Raw genomic sequence first — 17,989 nt, 5'->3', positions numbered from 1 at the left:
ACATGACTCTCTAGCATCGGCTGATGTAAGCGATGTAAACATTAGGAGATGTGCCATGGCACGTACCACGCACCGCACGGTCACCGTCGAGCTGGGCGGCCGCTCGGTCGACGTCCCGCAGGGCGGCCTGTACGACCGCTTCCGGATGGCGACCGACCTGGACGTCGTCGCCGCCGACCCGCGGGTGAGCGGCGTCGACTTCTTCCGTGAACTGCCGAAGGTGCACGTCGACTCGCCGATCGGCCCCACCTGGTCGCCGAACTTCTACTACCGCATCTCGACCGCCCGGCTGACGATGATCGCGCCGACCCGGGCGATCCGCTCCCGCCTTCCGCGTGAGCTCGACCCGCTCGAGCTCACGCCCGGGCTGGGGCTGGTCTCGGTGATGTTCTTCCGCTACGACGTCTGCGACATCGACTTCTACACCGAGGCCGCGGTCGGCATCGCCGTCAAACCCGCACGGCACGGCGGGCTCGGCGTCGTCGACCTGCTCTCGGGACTGAAGAACGACCACCTGCACTCCTATGTCCTCTCGCTGCCCGTCACCACCGACATCGCCCAGGTGCGCGGTCACGACGGCTACGGCTTCCCGAAATGGATGACCGACATCGACGTCGACATCGACGACCGGCGCGCCACCGCGCACGTCGCGAACGACGACGGTGCCACCGATGTCGCCTTCACGGCCCCGACACCCCGCCAGCGCGCGCACGCCTCGGGCGAACGCGTGGCGAGCCTGACCTCCTACACGCGGATCGACGGCGCATGGCACTCCACGCTGAGCCAGACCAATGTCCTCGCTACGGGCACGAGTCTGCTGCCGCGGGGAATCGACCTGCGGCTCGGCGCGGGCCGGGTCTCCGACGACATCCGTTCCCTGCAGCCGATCAAGACCATCCAGCTCGACGTGATGACCGAGGGGCAGAACGCGCTGCACATGCCGGTCCCCACCTCGGTGCGCTCCGCCGCGGGGGTGACCCGATGACCATCGACGAGACCGCCGTTCGCGGCTCCGGACTGCCCGCCACTTTGACCCCGGCCCTGATCGACCGGCTGACCTCGCTCGTCGCGGCCGCCGACGACGCCGACCGGACCACCACGACCGCGCCGTACACGGGCCTGCGGCTCGCCGAATTCCCGGTGTCGACACCGGCGGCCGTCGAGGACGCGTACGTCCGCGCCAGAGCCGCCCAGGCGGGGTGGGCCGCGGTCCCGGTCCGCGAACGCAAGCGCATCCTGTTGCGCTTCCACGACCTGGTACTCGCACGCCAACACGAAGCGCTGGACCTGATGCAGGCCGAGAGCGGGAAGACGCGGCGGGACGCCTTTCTCGAGGTCACCGACATCGCCATCACCGCGAGGTATTACGCGCGCACGGCGGCCGGGCTGCTGGCCCCCCGGCGCCGTCGCGGCGCCATCCCGGTCCTGACCCACACCACCGAGCTGCGGCACCCGAAGGGCGTGGTCACCGTCATCTCGCCGTGGAACTACCCCTTGAGCATGGCGGCCGGTGACGCGATCCCGGCCCTGATGGCGGGCAACGCCGTGGTCCAGAAGCCCGACACACAAACCGCCCTGACCGCGCTGTGGGCGCTGGCGCTGATGCGCGAGGCGGGGTTGCCGACCGACGTGTGGCAGATGGTCATCGGCCGCGGCAGCGTGATCGGTGACTCGCTGATGGCCGGCGGCGACTACCTGATGTTCACCGGGTCGACCGCCAGTGGGCGCCGGATCGCGGCCGGCGCGGGGGAGCGCCTCATCGGCGCGTCCCTGGAACTCGGCGGGAAGAACGCGATGGTGGTGCTCGCCGACGCCGACATCGACCGCGCCGCCGAGGGTGCGGTCGCCGCGTGCTTCCCCTCGGCGGGGCAGCTGTGTGTCTCGATCGAACGGCTCTACGTCGCCGAGGAGATCCGCGACGCGTTCGTCGCCGCCTTCGTCGAACGCACGCGCCGGCTCCGTCTCGGCGCGGCCTACGACTTCTCGGTCGACGTGGGCTCGCTGACCAACCCGGCGCAGCTCGAGACGGTCACCGCGCACATCGCCGACGCCGTCGCCAAGGGCGCGACCGTCCTCGCGGGCGGACACGCGCGCCCCGAGCTCGGGCCGCTGTTCCACGAGCCGACGATCCTGACCGACGTCACCCCGGAGATGACCCTGTTCGCCGAGGAGACCTTCGGCCCGGTGGTGTCGATCTACCCCTATCGCGATGTCGAGGACGCGATCGCGGCGGCGAACGCCACTCCGTACGGTCTCAATGCCAGTGTGTGGTCGCGCGACGGCGCCGCGGGCCGGGCCGTGGCCGCGCGGCTGCACGCCGGGACGGTGAACGTCAACGAGGCGTTCGCGGCCGCCTGGGGCAGCATCGACGCACCGATGGGTGGCATGGGCGACTCCGGCCTTGGACGCCGACACGGCGCCGACGGGCTGCTGAAGTACACCGAGCCGCAGACCGTCGCGCACCAGCGCCTGCAGGGTTTCGCGCCGCCGCGCGGGGTGGGGCACGAGCGCTGGTCCCGTGTTCTGACCCTCGCGCTGCGGGCCCTGCGCCGCCTGGGCGCACACTGAGATCCAGTTGTCACGACGGACGAAGGAGAACCACGCATGACCAAGCGCATCTTGAACGTCGTCACCAATGTCGGTCACTATGACGACCCGTCCCATTCGACCGGCCTGTGGCTGTCCGAACTGACCCATGCCTGGGAGGTGTTCGAGCAGAACGGTTTCGAGCAGACGCTCGTCAGCCCGGCGGGCGGCGTGGTCCCGCTCGAGCCGCGGTCGCTGAAGTTCCCCAGCTACGACAAGACCGCGAAGGCGTGGCGGGCGGATCCGGCCAAGATGGCGCTGCTCGAGCAGACCGCGAGTCCCGAGGAGATCGACTCGGCCGACTACGACGCCATCTACTTCACCGGTGGGCACGCGGTCATGTACGACTTTCCCGACAGCGCGGGCCTCCAGCGCATCACGCGGGAGATCTACGAGCGCGGCGGTATCGTCTCCTCGGTCTGCCACGGCTACTGCGGCCTGCTCAACACCACCCTGTCCGACGGCTCCCACCTCGTGGCCGGCCGCAAGCTCACCGGATTCGCGTGGCAGGAGGAGGTGCTCGCCAGGGTCGACAAGCTGGTGCCCTACAACGCCGAAGCGGAGATGAAGCAGCGCGGCGCGATCTACGAGAAGGCGAAGCTGCCGTTCGTCTCCTACGCCGTGGTCGACGGGAACCTGGTGACCGGACAGAATCCCGGCTCGGCCAAGGAGACGGCGAAGAAGGTCGCCGCGCTGCTCTGACCCGGCGCGCGGTGCCCGACATGGACTACGGTGTCGGCGTGGGGATTTCCGAGTTCGCGCCGGGTGATGTCGTCTACTTTCCGGCGGGACCGTTCAGTGGTGTCTGCGCCGTCGTCCGCGAGGTCGACGCGCATCGCACCACCCTGCGTCTGGAGTTCAGTGAGGGCGCCGTCCATCGGGAGGGCGGCGTCCTCCACGAACGCCGCCACACCCTCACCGTCGCCTTCGACGAGGTCGCTCTCGTCTGACGTGTGCCCACGTTTCGCGACGGGGGAGGGGAGTGCCCCGGCGTCGTGCTGCCGTCGTGGGGGAGTGGAGCGACCACGGTTCGTGCGATTGCCCAGGCGACTGATCTCATTATCGCATCGACGATTAGGTCGACGACGCCGCCGGACAGGCAGATCGGTCAGTCGACAATAAAACAACAGGATACTGCGATATGCGCATCTAAACATGAAGTCTCACCCTCGCGCCTTGCTCGATACCCAACCGTCCCGTTCAAAGAACAGCTCAGGACGCCGGGGGCGGGGCTCTGTGGGTGAGGCTGATGGCTGTGCGGAAGATGTCTTCGAGCATCGTGGGCGTGAGGCGGCCGGTGAACGTGTTGTGGGGACTCACGTGGTAGCAGCCGAGCACGGTGAGTGCGCGACCGTCGGGGTGGCTGAGGGTGAGCTGGGCGCCGTGGCCGAAGCGGGGGCGCGGCCTGGGGACGATCCAGCCGCCCTGGGCGAGGACCGCGAACAGGGCCTGCCAGCCGAAGCCGCCGAGGACGACGATCACGCGGACGGTCCGCGCGAGGAGTTCCAGCTCGCGGGTGAGGTAGGCGGCGCAGCGAAGACGTTCGGAGCTGGTCGGCTTGTTCTCGGGTGGAGCGCAGTGCACGGGCGCGGTGAGCCGGGTGTTGCGCAGTTCGATGCCGTCGTCGATGCTCACCGGATGCGCGCCGGTCGCCAGCCCGACCGCGTGCAGCGCGGCGAACAGGACGTCGCCGCTGCGGTCCCCGGTGAACATGCGTCCGGTGCGGTTGCCGCCGTTGGCCGCCGGCGCCAACCCGACCACGAGGATCTCGGCATCGTCGGGCCCGAAGCCGGGGACGGGGCGCGCCCAGTACTCCTCGTCGCGGAAGGCGGCGCGCTTGACCCTGGCGGCCTCCTCGCGCCACGCGACCAGCCGCGGGCAGGCGCGGCAGGTGGTGAGCAGGGCGTCGAGTTCGGCGACGCTGCGGGTGGTCGCAGCAGCGAGTGGGGCGTTTTCCGGATCGGCGCCGACCATCGGGCCAGTCTAGTCGCGGGTCGACGGTGGTCGGCCGAACCGCCTGCGCGGTACCGCTGGTACCACGTACCGTGGAGTCATGGTGTCCACCGAGATCGTGACCGCCGACGGAGTCGTGCGCGGTCGAGCAGGCCGTCGGGTCATCCGCTGGCGTGCTGTTCCCTATGCCGCCCCGCCCGTCGGGGACCTGCGTTTCCGTGCACCGCAGCCCGTGACGCCGTGGACGGGGGTGCGTTCGGCGACCGAGTTCGGCACCGCCGCGGTCCAGCACCCCAGCGGCGCCCGCACCGGCGCGCGGACCTGGCAGCCGACGGGGGAGGACTGTCTGACACTGAACGTGACGGCACCCGTGGCGCCGGCGGCGGGCCCGCTGCCGGTCATGGTGTTCATCCACGGTGGCGGGTACCTCATCGGCGCGGCCAGCATGTACTCGGGCGCGCGGCTGGCCGCGCGTGGGAACGTGATCGTCGTGTCGATGACCTACCGGCTCGGTGCGCTCGGCTACGTCGACTTCAGTGAGTTCTCCACGCCGGAAAGGCCTTTCGAATCGAACCTGGGTCTGCGCGACCAGGTGGCGGCGCTCGAGTGGGTGCGGCGCAACATCGCCGCGTTCGGCGGTGATCCGGGGAATGTGACCGTCTTCGGTGAATCGGCGGGCGCGCACGCGGTGGTCACACTGCTGGCCACACCGGCCGCGAAGGGGTTGTTCCACCGCGCGATCGCGCAGAGCGCGCCTGCGGATTGGACGGCGGGACCTGACGAGGCTCGACGCTTCGCCCGCGCCTGTCTGGAGCGGCTCGGCGCCGATCCGGCCGACGGGGCACGGGCACTGCGCACGGCGAAGGCGAGTGACCTGTGCCGGGCGGCGGACCGCGCGCTCGGCCGCGCGCTGCGTGAGTCGCCCGGCAGTTTCCCGTACTCGCCGGTGGTCGACGGTGATTTCCTGCCCGAGGCGCCGATGGAGGTGATCGCGGCGGGCCGCGCGCATCCGGTCCCGCTGATCATCGGCACGAACCGCGACGAGGCGACGCTGTTCCAGCGCTTCGCGAAGTCGGTGCCGCATACTCCGGAGCAGCTCAGTGCGGCGTTCGGTCGCTGCGATCCCGGCGTCGAGCAGCGCGTGATCCGCGCCTACCCCGGATATCCCGCGCCGCGCACGGCGGTGCGGATCGGGGGCGACTTCATGTTCTGGCGCCCCACCCTGGCCGTGCTGGACGGGCACAGCCGGTGTGCGCCGACCTACGCCTACCGCTTCGACTTCGCGCCGCGCGCGGTGCGGCTGGCCGGATTCGGCGCGACGCACGCGCTCGAGCTGCTTCCGGTCTTCGGCTGGGTGGACGGTCCGCTGGGCCGCGCGATGACGGCCGCCGGAGGTCGTCGCGCGTTCCGTGCGGTGCAGGACCAGGTTCAGGAGAACTGGCTGAGCTTCGCGCGGACGGGCGCGCCGTTGCCGTCGTGGCCGCCCTACACGGTGGAGCGGCGGGCGACGCGCATCATCGATGATCCGCCGCGGGTACTGATCGATCCGGACGCGGCGCGGCGGGAAGCGTGGCAGGGGGTGCGGATCGCGGCGTCGGAGGGGCCGATCGATCGTCGGAAGGCCGGGGCCTGAGGACGGCGGGAGTGTCGCCGCGCAGGGCGGTGCGCGTGGCGTGCATGTTGCGCGCGCCGATGCGCAGTTCCAGGGCGAGGTCGCGCAGGACGGCGCGGGTGTCGGGCTGATGCCGCAGGGCGCCCGCGACGAGGCGTAGCGCGCGTGCGGGGGTGTGGAGCTCGGCGGGGTGGCGGGTCCTGGAGAAGATGCCGGTGGTGATGCGGGCGAGTTCCGGGTCGTCGGCGGCGCGGCGGTAGAGCTCGATTTCCAGGGGCCGCATGGCTTCTCCGCGTGCGAGCCGGTTGGTCCAGTGGAACATGGCGCGGCATTCGTCGACCCGGCGTCGTTCCCAGGCGCGCAGTGCCCGGTCGAGTCGTGTGGGTTCGTGGAGGACCCCGGTGACGGCTTCGCCGAGGAGCCTGCCGTAGCGGAGGGCGTCGCGGATGCCCTGGGCGGTGACGGGGTCTTTGAAGTGTCCGGCGTCGCCGGGCAGTGCCCAGCCGGGGCCTGCGGATCGGCGGAAGTAGGAGGACAGACCGGTCGCGGCGCGGACCCGGCCGACGCGTTCGCGGTCGCGGAGCCGATCGGCGAGGGCCGGAATGCGGTGCAGGGCTTCGGTGTAGCGGCGCTCTGCGGCGCTGGGGCCGCAGCGGCCCGGGACGGCCGGCGGTTGGACGAGGCTGAGGACGAGGCCGTCGTCGCAGGGGAAGGCGGTGCCGAGGTCGGCGCCGACGCGCCACTGCGACGCGGTGTCGCGGGGGCTGCCCGGAGTGTCGCGCCAGTAGGCGTAGTAGCAGTCGCGGCCGCTGGGCACGGCGAGCAGTGGTCGTTGCGCGCCGACGCCGCGGGCGACGGTGCTGTCGCGGCCGTCGGCGCCGACGACGAGGGCGGCCCTGATCTCGCCGGTGGCGCCGGTGGCGTCGGTGTATCGCACTCCGGCGCAGCGGTTTCCGGTGTGGACGAGCGCGGTGACGCGGCAGCGCTGCCTGATCTCGGCGCCCGCCGCGCGCGCGGTGCGGACGAGGACGTCGTCGAGGCCGGTGCGCCGCACGCAGAGGGCGTAGTCGATGCCGTCGACGGCGGGGAAGGTGGTGCCGATGCCGTACCCGGCGCCCGCGGCGTAGGCGTTGGTCAGGGGTGGTGCGCCGAGTGCGAGCACGTCGGCGAGGGCGCCGAGGGTCTGGAGTTCGGCGAGGCCCGCGGGCCAGAGCAGGTGCGTGGAGAGGGTGTCGGAGGGCAGTGGTGCGGCGTCGAGGACGACGACGCGGTAGCCCGCCCGTGCCAGCGTGGTGGCGCTCGCCGTGCCGGCGCAGCGGGCGCCGACGATGACGACGTCGGCCGTTTCGGCCGCCGCGGCGGGGGAGTCGGGCATGGGTACCGCCTGGTTCCTCGGGTCTCGGACAGCTGACCAAGATCATGATCCGATGGCCGGGGAACACTGTCAACGGCGCCGGGGGACAGCGGAATCGCCCCGGCGGTGCTCACGGGCTGACGATGCGCGCGGCCGCCGCGACGGTCGCGGCGCGGCGCCGGGTGAGCTGATCCTGTTCGCCCTTGGCGGCCGCGTAATGGGCGTGCATGGCGGTGGTGCGGACCAGATCGGTGAGCATCCGCAGCAGGATCGAGGGGGTGATGTCGGTGGTGATCAGGCCCGCGCGCTGGCCGCGGGCGAGTTCGGCGAGTTTCGCCTCGATGGCGGGGCGCAGTTCCTCGGCGAGGGTGTCGGTGGGTTCGAGGTCGGACCAGGCCTGCAGGCGGGCATCGTCGGGGTGGGCGATGAAGTGGTCGAACAGCCGGCCGATGTAGCCGGGGATGTCGTCGGCGGTCATGGCGGTCTCGGCGGCGGTCTCGGTGATCCAGCGCGCGCTGACGGCGGCGTAGAGCTCGTGCTTGCCGGGGAAGTAGGCGTAGAGGCGGTCTTTGCTCGCGTTGGCGGCCTCGGCGATGCGGTTGATCCGGGCCCCGGCGACACCGTAGGCGGCGAATTCGGCCTTGGCGGCCGCGAGTATCCGTTCCCTGGTTGCCTCTCCTGCCGCTCGCATGAGGTGCATCGTACCCCTTGCCGAACCATCTGGTTCGGAACTAGGGTCCGTTCTGGAACCGGCAGGTTCTCGAATCGGCGAAATGAGGATGACGATGGGCGCGGACAAACCTCGCTGGCAGCAACTCCGGGAACAGGCCGATGGCGTGTCCACGGCCGAGCTGGACGAGCTGTGGAGCCGGCTGCGTCCGGCGCGCAGTGAGGACATTCTCGGGTCGTGGCGCGGCGCCGCCTTCCAGACCGGCCACCCGCTGTGCCGCGCGCTGCCGGCGAGCCGCTGGCACGGCAAGGACTTCGTCGCGGTCGACGACGCGAAGCCGTTGATCTGCCGCGCCGAGGACGGCACCCTGTTCTCGAATGTCGAACTGGGACAGGGCGAGGCGACCCTGTGGAACATCGAGTTCCGCGGCGAGGTCACCGCGACCATGGTCTACGACGGACGCGCCGTGTTCGACCACTTCAAGTGGCTCGACGACCGCACCCTGATGGGCATCATGAACGGCCGTGCGGAGCTGGTGCTCTCGCGGGGCGAGCACTTCTACTTCCTGCTGGAACGGGACGCCTGATGCGCACCACGGCGGTGCTGTCGCGGGATCCGGCGGCGGCGTTCTCCATCGAGCCTGTCGAGATCGACGAGCCGCGCGCAGGGGAGATCCTGGTGCGGATCGCGGCGGCGGGAATCTGTCACACCGATCTGGTGACCCGGCGCGCGGGCGCCGCGGATCGGCCGATTCTGCTCGGTCACGAGGGCGCGGGGGTGGTCGCCGCGGTCGGGCCGCAGGTGCGTGGGGTGCGCCCGGGCGATCATGTGGTGCTGACGTTCCGGCACTGCGGCACCTGCCCGAACTGCCTGGCCGGTCGGCCCGCCTACTGCCGGGAATCGGTGGCGCTGAACCAGTTCGGCCGCCGCGCGCACGACGAGCCGCGCGTCACGCACGCGCAGGGTCCGGTGCTGGACGGCTTCTTCGGGCAGTCGAGTTTCGCGGGGTACGCGCTGACGACGGCGGACAACACGATCGTGGTCGACCCGGCGATCGATCCGGCGGTGGCCGCGCCCTTCGGCTGCGGTTTCCAGACCGGTGCGGGTGCGGTGCTGAACGTGTTGCGGCCTGCGGCGGGCGCGTGGCTGGCGGTGTACGGGGCCGGTGCGGTCGGGATGGCCGCGGTGCTGGCCGCTCGGACGCTCGACGATGTGCGGGTGCTTGTCGTGGAGACGTCCGCGGCGCGCCGCGATCTCGCGCTCGAGCTGGGTGCGGACGCCGCGGTGGATCCGGCCGACGGGCCGAGCGTGGCGGCGGTGCGGGAGCTGACCGGTGGCGGTGCGACGCACGCGCTGGACACCACCGGCATCCCGTCGGTGCTGGCGGACGCCCTGGCGGCGGTGGGGACCGGGGCGACCGTGGTCGCGGTGGGGCTCGGTCGTGGCACGCCGCCGATCGATGTCAGCGAGATCGTGTTGCAGGGCAAGACCATCCGGGGCTGTCTCGAAGGTGACAGTGTGCCCGCCGAGTTCATCCCGCGGCTGCTCGATCTGCACGCCGCCGGTCGTTTTCCCGCCGAGCGGCTCATCGGCCGTTACCGGCACACCGAGATCGACGCCGCGCTCGCCGACCAGCGGGCCGGGCGGGTCGTCAAACCGGTCCTCACCTGGTGACCGGACGTTCGGAATATCGAGGCAGCGCATGACTCTCCTGCACAGCGACATCGAGGCCGATCTGGCCACGGCGGGTTCGGCGGTACCGAGCCGGGCCGAACGGCTCACGACCGCGTTGGACGCGGCGCGCGCGGAGTTCGTCGCGCACGGCTATCACGGCGCGAGCATGGATCAGATCAGTACGCGCGCCGGGATGAGCAAGCCGGTGCTGTACACGCTCTACGCCAACAAGCTGGATCTGTATCTGGCTGTCCTGCAACATCATCTGGATCGGATGGTGGGCGGGATCCGGGCGGCGCTGGTCGGTGCCACCGGGCAGGAGGACAAGGTCCGTCGCGCGGTGCTGGCCTATTTCGACTTCGTCGACGAGGATCCGGCCGGGCACGTGCTGGTGTTCGAGTCGCCGGTGCCCAGTGAGCCCAGTGTGCGGTGGCGGGCGCGGCACGCGTTCAGTGAGTGCGCGGTGCTGGTGAGCGCGGAGCTGCGGGCGGCGGGCATGGACGACGTGCGGGCGTTCACGTGCGCGTTCGGGCTGGTGGGGGCGAGTCATCTGGCCGCGCGGCAGTGGTTGGACGCGGGGCGCCCGATCCCGAAGCGGGAGGCGGTGGCGACGACGGTCGCGCTGTGCTGGAACGGGTTGTCCGGGATCGGCTGAGCCGGGTCAGGGGCGGACGGCGGTGTCGGCGAGCAGTTCGTCGGCGGGCAGCCGTCCGACCAGGACCGCGAGTGCCCGTTTCCAGCGGGTCACGACGGCGTCGTGGTCGCCGACGGTGCCGGTGAGCATCGCGGTCATGGACAGGCCGGTGAGCAGGTCGAGGGTGAATTCGACGAGCGTTTCGGCGCGCGGGTCGGTGTCGTAGGGTTCGTCGATCATCGCGCGGTAGCGCGTGCGCATCTCGGCGAGGACGCGACGTTCCTCGTGGATGAGGTTGTCGCGCAGGTCGGTGTCGGTGCGGGCGGCGACCCACAGGTCGAGCGCGGTGTAGAAGGCGGGGCTGGTGAGGTCGCGCCAGGCGAGGTCGACGATGGCCTGGAGCCGGTCGCTGCCGGTGGGCAAGCGTTCGGCGGCGTGGGTGAAGGCTGCCAGGCGCAGGTCGACGACGCGGGTGGTGGCGGCGATGAGCAGTTCGGTGCGGGTGGGGAAGTGGTGTTGGACGGTGCCGCGGGCGAGCCCGGCGCGTTCCTGTACCGCGGTGACGGTGGTGGCGGCGTAGCCGCGTTCGAGCAGGCAGTCCGCGGCGTTGGTCAGGATGAGGGCGCGGGTGGTGGCGCGGCGTTCGGCCTGGGTGCGGCGGGTTTGTGGCACGGTCACCTGAGAAATCGTACGCCGTGACGGAAAATGAGACGACTATTGACGCGGCGGCAACAAACCTGATCCAATGAAGAAACCGTACGCAGCAACTGTTTTTCTGGTCGCTGGAACACGAGAGGATCACATGGCACCCTCGATCGCGATCATCGGCAGTGGTTTCGGCGGTCTGGCCGCCGCGATCGCCCTGAAGAAGCGGGGATTCGACGACATCGTCATCTTCGAGAAGGCCGACGACGTCGGCGGGGTCTGGCGCGAGAACACCTATCCCGGCGCCGCCTGCGATGTGCCGTCGCCGTTCTACTCGTTCTCCTTCGCGCCGAATCCGCGCTGGCCACACCGCTTCTCGCGCCAGCCCGCGATCCTGGACTACATCCGCGCGGTCGCCGCCGATTACGACGTGCGCCGCCACATCCGCTTCGGCACCGAAGTCACCGGGGCATCCTTCGACGACACCTCCGGGAAGTGGACCGTCCAGCTCGGCACGGGCGAGTCGGTGGTCGTGGACGTGCTTGTCTCGGCGGTCGGCCAGCTCTCGCGACCCGCGCTGCCCTCGATCGAAGGTCGAGACACCTTCGCGGGCGACAGCTTCCATTCCGCCGAATGGGACCACGGGGTCGACCTGACCGGCAAGCGGGTCGCGGTGATCGGGACCGGCGCCAGCGCCATCCAGTTCGTGCCCGAGATCCAGCCGCGGGTCGGCTCGCTGACGGTGTTCCAGCGCAGCGCGCCCTACATCATCCCGCGCCCGGACCGCGAGTTCTCCCCGCTGCACCACAAGATCTTCGAACGGCTGCCCGCGACCGAACTGGCCGAACGCGGCACCTGGTACGGCGTGGTCGAGGGGCTCAGCGTGGCCTGGGTGTACGCCAAACCGCTGGCTGCGGCGATCAAGGCGTGGTCGAAGTTCCACATGCGCCGCCAGACCAGGGCCAAGCCGGGCCTGTTCGAGAAGGTCTGGCCCGACTACCAGATCGGGTGCAAGCGGATCCTGTTCTCCGACAACTACCTTCCCGCCCTGGCCGAGCCGGATGTCGAGCTGTGCACCGACCGGATCGCCGCGATCACGCCCACCGGTGTGCGCACCGAGGACGGGCGCGAGCACGCGGCGGACGTGATCATCTGGGGCACCGGCTTCGCGACCACCGAATTCCTCGCTCCGATGACCATCACGGGCGCGGCGGGCCATCCGCTGTCGACCGAATGGGCCACCGGCGCGCACGCCTACTACGGGATGACGGTGCCCCGGTTCCCGAATCTGTTCCTGATGTACGGGCCCAACACCAACACCGGTGGCGGTTCGATCATCTACTTCCTCGAGGCCCAGGCCGACTATCTCGCCGACTACGTCACCCATCTCGCGGCGACCGGATCGGCGCTGACGGTGCGGCCGGAGGTGGAACAGGCCTACGACGCGCGGATCCAGGCGGTCCTGGCGGGCAGCGTCTGGAGCAGGTGCTCGTCGTGGTACCGGCAGGCCGACGGCCGGATCACCACCAACTGGCCCTTGCTCGGCATCCAATACAAGAAGCAGGCGCGGTTCGATCCCGCTGACTACGAGGTGATCTCGGCATGAGTGACTACGACTACGACGTGATCGTCATCGGCTCCGGGTTCGGTGGCAGTGTCACCGCGCTGCGGCTGACCGAGAAGGGTTACCGGGTCGGGGTCCTGGAATCGGGGCGCCGCTGGAACGCCGAGGACTACCCGAAGACCAACTGGAACATCCGCAAGTCGATCTGGGCGCCTCGGCTCGGCCTGACCGGACCGCAGCGGATCAGCGCCCTCGGGAAGTGTCTGGTGTTCAGCGGCTCCGGCGTCGGCGGCGGGTCGCTGATCTACGGCAACACCCTCTACGAGCCGCTGCCCGAGTTCTACGGCGATCGCGCCTGGGCGCACATCACCGACTGGAAGAGCGAACTCGCCCCGTACTACGACCAGGCCAAGCGGATGCTGGGCGTGGTCGAGAACCCGAGGGTCGGGCCCAAGGACGAGGTGCTGCTGCAGGTCGCGCGCGGCATGGACGTCGCCGACACCTTCCACCGCACCCAGGTCGGGGTGTTCTTCAACGAGGGCGCCGAGGGGAAAGAGGTCGATGACCCGTACTTCGGTGGGGCCGGGCCGCGGCGCGCGGGCTGCATCCACTGCTCGGAGTGCTTCACCGGCTGCAAGCACAACGCGAAGAACACCACCACGGTGAACTATCTGCACCTGGCGGAGAGTCTCGGCGCGCAGGTGCATCCGCTGACCACGGTCACCTCGGTGGCGCCCGACGGCGCGGGTGGGTACCGGATCGAGACGGTGGCCTCCGATCGCCTGTTCCGGAAAGACCGGCGCACGTTCACCGCGCGGGAGGTGGTGTTCGCGGCGGCCGCGCTCGGCACCCAGAAGCTGCTGCACAAGCTGCGCGCCGACGGCACCCTGCCGCGGTTGTCGTCGCGCGTCGGCGCGCTGACCAGGAGCAATTCCGAGGCGATCATCGGCGTCACCAGCAAGTCGCGCAAGGATTTCTCCCAGGGTGTGGCGATCACGTCGTCGATCCATCCCGAACCGCAGACGCATGTGGAGGTGTGCACCTACGGGTCTGGCCAGAACGCGCTGTTCCTGCAGACGGTGCCGATGGTCGACGGCGGCGCGTTCCGCTTCCTGCGCCTGCTGCTGACGATGCTGCTGCATCCGATCCAGTTCCTGCGGTCGCAGAACGCGCACGGTGCCTCGGATCGGTCGGTGATCCTGCTGGTGATGCAGTCGCTGGACAACTCGCTCACCTCGTATCTGAAGGGACGGCGGCTGGTCACCCGGCAGGGCAGCGGTGAGCCGAATCCGACGTGGATTCCGCTGGCGCACGACATCGCCCGCGCCTACGCGGCCGACATCGACGGCATCAGCGGCAATATCGCGACCGACATCTTCAACATCCCCGCGACCGCCCACTACATCGGCGGTTGCACGATCGGTGATTCGGCCGAGACCGGGGTCATCGACCCGTATCAGCGGGTGTACGGCCATCCGGGCCTGCACGTCGCCGACGGCAGCGCCATCACCGCCAACCTCGGCGTCAATCCGTCGCTGACCATCACCGCGCAGGCCGAGCGCGCGATGGCGTTCTGGCCCAACAAGGGCGAACCCGATCCGCGGCCCGAGCTCGGCGCGGCCTACCAGCGGATCAGTCCCGTCGCGCCCGCGCGCCCCGCGGTGCCGTCGACCGCGCCCGGCGCCCTGCGCCTGCCGGTGTGAACGATCGAGAGGAACCCGTGACCCCCATCGAGGAACTGACCGCGCTCGAACCCGCCTGTGACAGGGCGGCGGCGACGGCCCTGTTCGACAGTCTCGCGCCGGTGTCGGCCGACGAGCTGACCGGCCGCTGGCACGGTCGTGAGCTGGCCACCGGCCATCCCCTGGACGGGCTGCTCGCGGCCTCGGGCTGGTACGGCAAGCAGTTCGACGGCCCCGACAGTGTGCATCCGCTGCTGTTCGGTGATCGCGGCGGCGAGATCTTCGCCGTCGATCCGAAGCGGGTGCCGCTGGGGATCGCCGACAAGATCCCGCTCCCGGTGGTCGAGCGCGGCCGTGCGCTCCTGGGCGTCGTCAAGCCGGCGGTGCGTACCCGCCGGTACCGGGCGCGGTTGCGGTCGGTGGAGCATCGCGGTGTCGTGACGACGGCGATGGTCTATGACCATCTCCCGATCATCGATGTGTTCCGGCGCGTCGACGGCGACACGGTGCTCGGTCTGATGGACTTCCGTGATCTGCCCGAACCGTACTTCTTCGTGCTCGTGCGGGACTGATCGATCGGCACTGGTGTTTCGGCGCGACAAGGGGTACTCCTGAAGGAGGAACCGTTCGCCGAAAGGACGGCAGGGCTATGGACGCCAGTAGTGTTCCGCATGTACACAAGTTCCCCGATACCGAGCGCACCTTCCGGTCGCACGCGGGCGAGTCCATTCAGGATTCGCTCAACTGGCCCGGGTTGTTCCTCATCGGTGTCGGCATCGTCTCGCTCGCCGCGACCCTGACCGCCGCGGCCTCCGGCCATGTCGGATGGGCAGTGATCGCCGGGGTGATCTGCGGGATCTGCCTGCTGTCGGGCGTGACGATCGTGCTCGCCGAACATCGGCGGATCAAGGTGCACGAGGGGCTTCATCTGACCGACCCCGGCGGTCACTGACGGGTCGGTGCGAGACCGGGCGCGGGATCACCCGCCCGGCCGCTGTCGTTCGTCCGGGTGCGGCGGGCTTCTAGCCCGTCCAGGATCAGGTCGAGCCCGTAGCCGAATTCGGTGGTGTGGTCGTAGCCGGGGCGCAGGGCGTGGTCGGTGATCATTTCTGTGAGGTGGGGGAATTCGTTCGCGGGCAGGTCGGTGAGGAGGGCGCCGGCGACCTCGGTGACCTCGTCGGGCGTGGTGATCGGCAGGCTCGCCTCCTGCAGGACGTAGCCGCTGATGTAGCTGTCGACGAGGGAGATCGCGTGCGCCGCCATCGGCAGGCTGAACCCGGCACGGCGCAGGACGCCGAGGACGGCGTCGTGGTGGCGGAGGGTGGCGGGGCCGGGGGTGCGGCGCGAGTCCACCAGGCCCAGCGCCCAGGTGTGCCGGGACAGGACCGCGCGGGCCGAGGCGGCGCGCACGCGGAGGGCGGAGCGCCAGTCGGGGTCGTCGGGGGGTAGGTCGATGGCGGTGAAGACGGCGTCGACGACGCCGTCGAGCATCGCGTCCTTGTTGGGGACGTGGTGGTACAGCGACATGGCCTCGACGCCGAGTTCCTGGGCGACGCGGCGCATGGTGATCGCCGCGACGCCGCCTCGGTCGGCCACCCGGATGGCGGCGTCGAACACGCGGTCGCGGGTGAGCGGCGGTCGCGCCGGCATGGTCATCTCCTCGGGACGGCGGGACAGGTGTTGACAACCTTACATGCGTAAGTCAGCCTTACATGTGTAAGAACGCCTGGCCGTGAAGGAGATTCCCATGCCGATGCCACTGTGGTGGGGCCACATCAACAAGCGGGTGTTCAACCCGCGCGCGGTCAAGGGCGGGAAGTGGCCGGTGCTCACCCACGTCGGCCGTCGCTCGGGCCGGACCTATCAGACCCCGCTCGATGCCTTTCCCGTCGACGGCGGCTACCTGTTCGTGCTCGTGTACGGCGCCCGCTCGGACTGGGTGCGCAACATCCTGGCCGCGGGCAGCGCCCGGCTGCGGGTCGAGGGTGCCGAGGTGGCACTGACAGCGCCGCGCCTCGTGGACGAGGCCGAGGCCTTCGCGGCGATGGCTCCCGACGCGGCCCGTCCCCCGAAGCTGCTGCGCATCAGCGAATTCCTGCGCATGGACCACGCCGGGGCATAACGGATTGGACCAGCGTCCATCTGTGGCGCAGTGTTGACGCTCATGAGCGAACATCCCGCCCAGCGGCGCACCCTCGCCGTCCTGGTCGCGGCCCAGATCCTCAGCGGCGCCGGGCTGGCCGCCGGGATCACCGTCGGCGCCCTGCTGGCCCAGGACATGCTCGGGTCCACCGGGCTGGCCGGGGTGCCCAGCGCCCTGTTCACCCTCGGGTCCGCGGCCGCCGCGGTCGCCGTCGGCCGGATCTCCCAGCGGGCCGGACGCCGGGCGGGGCTCACCGCCGGCTACCTGACCGGAGCGCTCGGCAGTTTCGGTGTCGTCGTGGCCGCGGTGACCGACAGCATCGCGCTGCTGTTCCTCGCGCTGATCGTCTACGGCGCGGGCACCGCGACGAGCCTGCAGGCGCGATACGCCGGCGCCGATCTCGCCGCGCCCGCGCGCCGGGCGCGGGCGATCAGTACCGTGCTCGTCGCGACGACCGTGGGCGCTGTCGTCGGGCCGAATCTGCTGCAGCCGACCGCCGACCTGGCCGACTCGGCCGGAATCCCTTCGCTGGCAGGGCCTTTCGTGCTCTCCGGCGCCGCCTACCTGCTGGCCGGGATCGTGTTGTGGGTGCTGCTGCGACCCGACCCGCTCGTGCTCGCGCGCGAGATCGCCCGCATCGAGGAGCCGAGCGTTCCCGCCGAGCGGGCGACGGCGAAGACCTGGTCGGCGCCCATCGTGGCCGGGGCGAGCGTGATGGTGGTGACCCAATTGGTGATGGCGGCGATCATGACGATGACGCCGATCCACATGCAGGAACACGGGCACGGTGTCGGCGCCGCCGGTTTCGTGATCGCGGTGCACGTCGCGGGCATGTATCTGCCGTCGCTGCTGTCGGGGATGCTGGTCGACCGCTTCGGCGCGGCACTTGTCGCGGTCACCGCGGCCACCACGCTGGTCGCGGCCGGACTGGCCGCGGCCCTGGCCCCACCGGACTCGGTTCCCGCGCTCGCCGCCGCGCTCGGCCTGCTCGGCCTCGGCTGGAACCTGGGCTTGATCGCGGGCACGACCATGATCGCCGACGCCACCCCCGCGGCGTCGCGCGCACGCACCCAGGGCACCGTCGATGTCGGGATCGCCGTCGCAGGCGCGGGCGGTGGACTGGGCTCGGGCGTGATCGTGGCCGCGAGCGACTATCCCGGACTGTCCTACCTCGGCGCCCTGATCGCCCTGCTCATCGTGCCCGCGCTGGCCTGGCACTCGCGGCGCCGCGCGGTGAGCCGTCCGGTCGACGCCCCCGTCCAGCGTTGAGCGTGCGATGATCGGCCGTGTGAAAGTCTCCGCGCACAGCATGCGGCTGCTCGGCCTGTTCGGTGGCGTCGCGGTACTGCTGCTGATGACCAACTGGAGCCCGATGCGCGCGGTCGCGTTCGCGATCATCTGGGCGGTGGCGGCCGCGGTGCTGCTCGTGCGCGACCGGCGGCGCCCCGTCGAGGCGTCCCCGCCCGAGTAGT

The 17,989-nt window shown here is 70.5% G+C and carries 20 protein-coding genes; 15 read left to right on the top strand and 5 right to left on the bottom strand.

Translation table 11 applies throughout. From position 1 onward, the window contains the following. The first annotated feature begins 55 nt into the window (after nucleotides 1–55). Genes AB0H56_RS16685 through AB0H56_RS16670 form a run of 4 tightly spaced genes read left to right on the top strand, consistent with a single transcriptional unit; the run spans nucleotide 56 to nucleotide 3,536 of the window. Nucleotides 56–985, top strand: coding sequence for an acetoacetate decarboxylase family protein (locus AB0H56_RS16685; RefSeq protein WP_357163418.1), 930 nt, complete (start codon nucleotides 56–58; stop codon nucleotides 983–985). Continuing rightward, entirely contained in the window at nucleotides 982–2,568 is a 1,587-nt protein-coding gene (locus AB0H56_RS16680) for a succinic semialdehyde dehydrogenase (RefSeq protein ID WP_357163415.1), read from the top strand. Before AB0H56_RS16685 ends, AB0H56_RS16680 begins: the two co-directional genes overlap by 4 nt. Nucleotides 2,569–2,604: 36 nt before the next feature. After that, entirely contained in the window at nucleotides 2,605–3,288 is a 684-nt protein-coding gene (locus AB0H56_RS16675; RefSeq protein WP_357163412.1) for a type 1 glutamine amidotransferase domain-containing protein, read from the top strand. Nucleotides 3,289–3,326: 38 nt separating this feature from the next. After that, nucleotides 3,327–3,536 (top strand): hypothetical protein, encoded by a 210-nt coding sequence (locus AB0H56_RS16670; protein ID WP_357163409.1) that lies wholly within the window; start codon nucleotides 3,327–3,329, stop codon nucleotides 3,534–3,536. A 262-nt stretch (nucleotides 3,537–3,798) separates the two neighbouring features. Here the strand turns inward: AB0H56_RS16670 and AB0H56_RS16665 are convergent, their stop codons facing one another. Further along, the gene (locus AB0H56_RS16665; protein ID WP_357163406.1) at nucleotides 3,799–4,560 is read right to left on the bottom strand and encodes a uracil-DNA glycosylase; all 762 of its coding nucleotides are present in this window, start codon (nucleotides 4,558–4,560) and stop codon (nucleotides 3,799–3,801) included. Nucleotides 4,561–4,639: 79 nt separating this feature from the next. Between AB0H56_RS16665 and AB0H56_RS16660 the strand changes: the two genes are divergently transcribed. After that, entirely contained in the window at nucleotides 4,640–6,172 is a 1,533-nt protein-coding gene (locus tag AB0H56_RS16660) for a carboxylesterase/lipase family protein (RefSeq protein WP_357163403.1), read from the top strand. Here AB0H56_RS16660 and AB0H56_RS16655 read toward each other — a convergent pair. Together AB0H56_RS16655 and AB0H56_RS16650 are read right to left on the bottom strand one after the other, a co-directional pair. Beyond that, nucleotides 6,054–7,526, bottom strand: a complete 1,473-nt coding sequence (locus AB0H56_RS16655; protein WP_357163400.1) for an NAD(P)/FAD-dependent oxidoreductase — start codon at nucleotides 7,524–7,526, stop codon at nucleotides 6,054–6,056. The genes AB0H56_RS16660 and AB0H56_RS16655 overlap by 119 nt on opposite strands. Before the next feature lie 109 nt (nucleotides 7,527–7,635). Further along, complete coding sequence (locus AB0H56_RS16650) at nucleotides 7,636–8,196, bottom strand: TetR family transcriptional regulator (RefSeq protein WP_357163397.1); 561 nt, start codon at nucleotides 8,194–8,196, stop codon at nucleotides 7,636–7,638. A 94-nt stretch (nucleotides 8,197–8,290) separates the two neighbouring features. Between AB0H56_RS16650 and AB0H56_RS16645 the strand changes: the two genes are divergently transcribed. From AB0H56_RS16645 to AB0H56_RS16635, 3 genes are read left to right on the top strand one after another with little or no spacing between them, the layout of a single operon-like run. Then, a complete protein-coding gene (locus tag AB0H56_RS16645) occupies nucleotides 8,291–8,761 on the top strand; it encodes a DUF4334 domain-containing protein (RefSeq protein ID WP_357163805.1) in 471 nt (156 codons plus the stop codon). Continuing rightward, nucleotides 8,761–9,849 (top strand): NAD(P)-dependent alcohol dehydrogenase, encoded by a 1,089-nt coding sequence (locus tag AB0H56_RS16640; protein WP_357163394.1) that lies wholly within the window; start codon nucleotides 8,761–8,763, stop codon nucleotides 9,847–9,849. Before AB0H56_RS16645 ends, AB0H56_RS16640 begins: the two co-directional genes overlap by 1 nt. Nucleotides 9,850–9,877: 28 nt before the next feature. Beyond that, nucleotides 9,878–10,504: a TetR/AcrR family transcriptional regulator gene (locus AB0H56_RS16635; protein WP_357163391.1), complete on the top strand. Its 627-nt coding sequence runs from the start codon at nucleotides 9,878–9,880 to the stop codon at nucleotides 10,502–10,504. 6 nt (nucleotides 10,505–10,510) lie between these two features. On the opposite strand, the gene AB0H56_RS16630 is transcribed toward AB0H56_RS16635, so the two are convergent. Next, nucleotides 10,511–11,161: a TetR/AcrR family transcriptional regulator gene (locus AB0H56_RS16630; RefSeq protein WP_357163388.1), complete on the bottom strand. Its 651-nt coding sequence runs from the start codon at nucleotides 11,159–11,161 to the stop codon at nucleotides 10,511–10,513. 124 nt (nucleotides 11,162–11,285) lie between these two features. Here AB0H56_RS16630 and AB0H56_RS16625 point away from each other — a divergent pair, with 124 nt between their 5' ends. The 4 genes from AB0H56_RS16625 (at nucleotide 11,286) to AB0H56_RS16610 (ending at nucleotide 15,326) form a co-directional block, all read left to right on the top strand. Beyond that, nucleotides 11,286–12,734: an NAD(P)/FAD-dependent oxidoreductase gene (locus AB0H56_RS16625; RefSeq protein ID WP_357163385.1), complete on the top strand. Its 1,449-nt coding sequence runs from the start codon at nucleotides 11,286–11,288 to the stop codon at nucleotides 12,732–12,734. Next, on the top strand, nucleotides 12,731–14,395 hold the full coding sequence (locus tag AB0H56_RS16620) for a GMC family oxidoreductase (protein ID WP_357163381.1): 1,665 nt from the start codon (nucleotides 12,731–12,733) through the stop codon (nucleotides 14,393–14,395). The genes AB0H56_RS16625 and AB0H56_RS16620 overlap by 4 nt, the downstream gene beginning before the upstream one ends. Before the next feature lie 17 nt (nucleotides 14,396–14,412). After that, complete coding sequence (locus AB0H56_RS16615; protein ID WP_357163378.1) at nucleotides 14,413–14,946, top strand: DUF4334 domain-containing protein; 534 nt, start codon at nucleotides 14,413–14,415, stop codon at nucleotides 14,944–14,946. A 77-nt stretch (nucleotides 14,947–15,023) separates the two neighbouring features. Further along, the gene (locus tag AB0H56_RS16610) at nucleotides 15,024–15,326 is read left to right on the top strand and encodes a hypothetical protein (RefSeq protein ID WP_357163375.1); all 303 of its coding nucleotides are present in this window, start codon (nucleotides 15,024–15,026) and stop codon (nucleotides 15,324–15,326) included. Here AB0H56_RS16610 and AB0H56_RS16605 read toward each other — a convergent pair. Beyond that, nucleotides 15,320–16,024 carry a TetR/AcrR family transcriptional regulator gene (locus AB0H56_RS16605; RefSeq protein WP_357163372.1) on the bottom strand — a complete coding sequence of 235 codons (705 nt, stop codon included), beginning with the start codon at nucleotides 16,022–16,024 and terminating at the stop codon, nucleotides 15,320–15,322. The two genes, AB0H56_RS16610 and AB0H56_RS16605, sit on opposite strands and share 7 nt — an antisense overlap. Before the next feature lie 97 nt (nucleotides 16,025–16,121). On the opposite strand from AB0H56_RS16605, the gene AB0H56_RS16600 reads away from it, so the two are divergent. From AB0H56_RS16600 to AB0H56_RS16590, 3 genes are read left to right on the top strand one after another with little or no spacing between them, the layout of a single operon-like run. Next, nucleotides 16,122–16,496 (top strand): nitroreductase family deazaflavin-dependent oxidoreductase, encoded by a 375-nt coding sequence (locus tag AB0H56_RS16600; protein ID WP_357163369.1) that lies wholly within the window; start codon nucleotides 16,122–16,124, stop codon nucleotides 16,494–16,496. 42 nt (nucleotides 16,497–16,538) lie between these two features. After that, on the top strand, nucleotides 16,539–17,786 hold the full coding sequence (locus AB0H56_RS16595; RefSeq protein ID WP_357163366.1) for an MFS transporter: 1,248 nt from the start codon (nucleotides 16,539–16,541) through the stop codon (nucleotides 17,784–17,786). Nucleotides 17,787–17,793: 7 nt separating this feature from the next. Beyond that, nucleotides 17,794–17,988 (top strand): hypothetical protein, encoded by a 195-nt coding sequence (locus AB0H56_RS16590; RefSeq protein ID WP_357163363.1) that lies wholly within the window; start codon nucleotides 17,794–17,796, stop codon nucleotides 17,986–17,988. The last annotated feature ends 1 nt before the right edge of the window (nucleotide 17,989 follow it).

Origin of the sequence: Nocardia sp. NPDC050717, assembly GCF_040654275.1 — a bacterium.
Classification (GTDB): domain Bacteria; phylum Actinomycetota; class Actinomycetes; order Mycobacteriales; family Mycobacteriaceae; genus Nocardia.
Note: the sequence above shows the minus strand (reverse complement) of the source record. Positions and strands in the feature narration are given on the sequence as shown.

Excerpts from the sequence above, each read along its gene's own strand:
- AB0H56_RS16660 (WP_357163403.1), top strand. The coding sequence starts at position 4,640 with ATGGTGTCCACCGAGATCGTGACCGCCGACGGAGTCGTGCGCGGTCGA.
- AB0H56_RS16625 (WP_357163385.1), top strand. The coding sequence starts at position 11,286 with ATGGCACCCTCGATCGCGATCATCGGCAGTGGTTTCGGCGGTCTGGCC.
- AB0H56_RS16610 (WP_357163375.1), top strand. The coding sequence starts at position 15,024 with ATGGACGCCAGTAGTGTTCCGCATGTACACAAGTTCCCCGATACCGAG.
- AB0H56_RS16645 (WP_357163805.1), top strand. The coding sequence starts at position 8,291 with ATGGGCGCGGACAAACCTCGCTGGCAGCAACTCCGGGAACAGGCCGAT.
- AB0H56_RS16650 (WP_357163397.1), bottom strand. The coding sequence starts at position 8,196 with ATGCGAGCGGCAGGAGAGGCAACCAGGGAACGGATACTCGCGGCCGCC.
- AB0H56_RS16605 (WP_357163372.1), bottom strand. The coding sequence starts at position 16,024 with ATGCCGGCGCGACCGCCGCTCACCCGCGACCGCGTGTTCGACGCCGCC.
- AB0H56_RS16620 (WP_357163381.1), top strand. The coding sequence starts at position 12,731 with ATGAGTGACTACGACTACGACGTGATCGTCATCGGCTCCGGGTTCGGT.
- AB0H56_RS16595 (WP_357163366.1), top strand. The coding sequence starts at position 16,539 with ATGAGCGAACATCCCGCCCAGCGGCGCACCCTCGCCGTCCTGGTCGCG.
- AB0H56_RS16680 (WP_357163415.1), top strand. The coding sequence starts at position 982 with ATGACCATCGACGAGACCGCCGTTCGCGGCTCCGGACTGCCCGCCACT.
- AB0H56_RS16685 (WP_357163418.1), top strand. The coding sequence starts at position 56 with ATGGCACGTACCACGCACCGCACGGTCACCGTCGAGCTGGGCGGCCGC.
- AB0H56_RS16665 (WP_357163406.1), bottom strand. The coding sequence starts at position 4,560 with ATGGTCGGCGCCGATCCGGAAAACGCCCCACTCGCTGCTGCGACCACC.
- AB0H56_RS16640 (WP_357163394.1), top strand. The coding sequence starts at position 8,761 with ATGCGCACCACGGCGGTGCTGTCGCGGGATCCGGCGGCGGCGTTCTCC.
- AB0H56_RS16635 (WP_357163391.1), top strand. The coding sequence starts at position 9,878 with ATGACTCTCCTGCACAGCGACATCGAGGCCGATCTGGCCACGGCGGGT.
- AB0H56_RS16590 (WP_357163363.1), top strand. The coding sequence starts at position 17,794 with ATGATCGGCCGTGTGAAAGTCTCCGCGCACAGCATGCGGCTGCTCGGC.
- AB0H56_RS16600 (WP_357163369.1), top strand. The coding sequence starts at position 16,122 with ATGCCGATGCCACTGTGGTGGGGCCACATCAACAAGCGGGTGTTCAAC.
- AB0H56_RS16675 (WP_357163412.1), top strand. The coding sequence starts at position 2,605 with ATGACCAAGCGCATCTTGAACGTCGTCACCAATGTCGGTCACTATGAC.
- AB0H56_RS16655 (WP_357163400.1), bottom strand. The coding sequence starts at position 7,526 with ATGCCCGACTCCCCCGCCGCGGCGGCCGAAACGGCCGACGTCGTCATC.